This is a genomic window from Brevundimonas sp., from assembly GCF_023259385.1.
Taxonomy (GTDB): Bacteria; Pseudomonadota; Alphaproteobacteria; order Caulobacterales; family Caulobacteraceae; genus Brevundimonas.
On record NZ_JAHFPF010000359.1, the window covers coordinates 1 to 2,022 of the forward strand.

The 2,022-nt window shown below is 69.9% G+C and carries 2 protein-coding genes; both read left to right on the forward strand.

Going from position 1 to position 2,022, the window contains the following annotated elements:
* On the forward strand, positions 1-802 hold an 802-nt coding region (locus Q0C81_RS18220), incomplete at its 5' end, for a glycosyltransferase family 9 protein (protein ID WP_291841237.1).
* Positions 803-904: 102 nt separating this feature from the next.
* Positions 905-2,022 (forward strand): dihydroorotase (locus Q0C81_RS18225; protein WP_291841239.1); only part of this gene is annotated, 1,118 nt, incomplete at its 3' end.

Sequence of the window (2,022 nt, forward strand, 5' to 3'; positions counted from 1 at the left end):
GGAGCGCGAAGGCCGTTTCGACTGGATCGCCCTGTGGAACCAGGTGCGCGGGACCAAGTGGGGCCTGATCGTGGACATGCGCGGCTCGGACCTGTCGGGCAAGCTGCGCCGTGTGAAACGGGCGGTGCGCGACAAGACCGCTCAGCCCGGCCTGCACGCGGTCCAGGCGGCGGCCGCGGTGCTGAAGCTGGAGCCGCATGAGGTTCCGGCCCCCCGCCTCCATGTCTCGGATCAGACGCGCGCCCAGGTCGAGGCCCTGATCCCCGCATCCGGCGGCGCCAATTCTGAAAAGGATCGGCCCATCCTGGCGATCGGCCCCGGCGTTGAATGGATGGGCCGCCGCTGGCCCGCCGAACGCTACGCCAAGGTGGCGACCAAGCTGCTGGCCGACGACGGCCCCCTGGCGGGCGGCCGGCTGATGCTCGTCGGCGAGGAGATCGACCGCGAGGCGGCCCGCACCATCCGCTACGCCGTGCCCCGCGCCCGCGTCATCGAACTCCAGGGCAAACTCACCCGGCTCCAGACCGTCGCCGCCCTGTCGAAGGCCAGCCTCTACGTCGGCGCGGACTCGATCTGGACCCATCTGGCCGTCGCCTCGGGCGTCCCCGTCGTGGCCGCCTTCGGCCCCTCCGACGAGGCGACGCGCGGCCCCTGGAACGGCGTCGCCGTGCGCGGCCCCCGCAGCTTCGAGGAGTTCAAGGCGCTGGATCCCCGGCTGAACCAGGCGATCCAGCACATGATGGACCTGCCGTGGGAACGGGTGCTGAAGGCGTCGGTTCGGCTGTTGAAGGAACGGGGCTGACGACAATCTCCCTCCCCGTCCGGGGAGGGAGAGGTTTAGCCGTTTCGCGACCCGTGCCGCATCCGCTAGAAGCTCGCATAGCCAGCCTCAGGAGCCGCCCCCATGACCCAGACCTATGACCTGATCGTCCGTGGCGGCGAGGTGGCCAATCACGCGGGGCGCGGCCGGGCCGACGTCGGGGTGATCGACGGCAAGATCGCCTTCATCGGCGACCTGTCCCAGGCCTCGGCCGGCGAGACCTTCGACGCCACGGGCCTGACGGTCCTGCCCGGCGTCATCGACACCCAGGTCCATTTCCGCGAACCCGGCCTGGAGTGGAAGGAAGACCTGGAGACCGGGTCACGCGCCGCCGCCCTGGGCGGGGTCGTCGCCGTGTTCGAGATGCCGAACACCAATCCCAACACCACCGACCCGGACACCATGGCCGACAAGCTGGCAAGGGCGAAGGACCGGATGTGGACCGACCACGCCTTCTATGTCGGCGGCACCCACGAGAACGCCGACTATCTGGGCGAGTTGGAGCGGCTGCCCGGCTGCTGCGGGGTCAAGGTCTTCATGGGCGCCTCGACCGGCGACCTGCTGATCGCCGACGACGAGGGGGTGCGCAAGGTCCTGTCGAACGTGCGCCGCCGCGCCACCTTCCATTCCGAGGACGAATACCGGCTGGTCGAGCGGCGCGGCCTGGCCCGCACCGGCGACTGGACCAGCCACCCCGAGGTCCGCGACGCCGAAAGCGCCATCCGCTCGACCCGTCGCCTGGTCGGCCTGGCCCAGGAGACCGGCGCGCGCATCCACGTCCTGCACGTCACGACCAAGGACGAGATGGAGTTCCTGCGCTTCCACAAGGATGTCGCCACCGTCGAGATCACGCCGCAACACCTGACCCTGGCCGCCCCCGAAGCCTATGAACGGCTGGGCGCCTATGCCCAGATGAACCCGCCGATCCGGTCGCAGGAGCATGTGGACGCCCTGTGGCTGTGGGGCATGCAGCAGGGCGTCGCCGACGTCCTGGGGTCCGACCACGCGCCGCATACAAAGGAAGAGAAGGCCAAACCCTATCCGGCCTCACCGTCCGGCATGCCGGGGGTCCAGACGCTTGTGCCCCTGATGCTGACCCATGTGGCCCAGGGCCGGCTCAGCCTGGAACGGTTCATCGACCTGACCTCGGCCGGCGCCCAGCGAGTGTTCGGCACGGCCAACAAGGGCCGGATGGCCGTCAG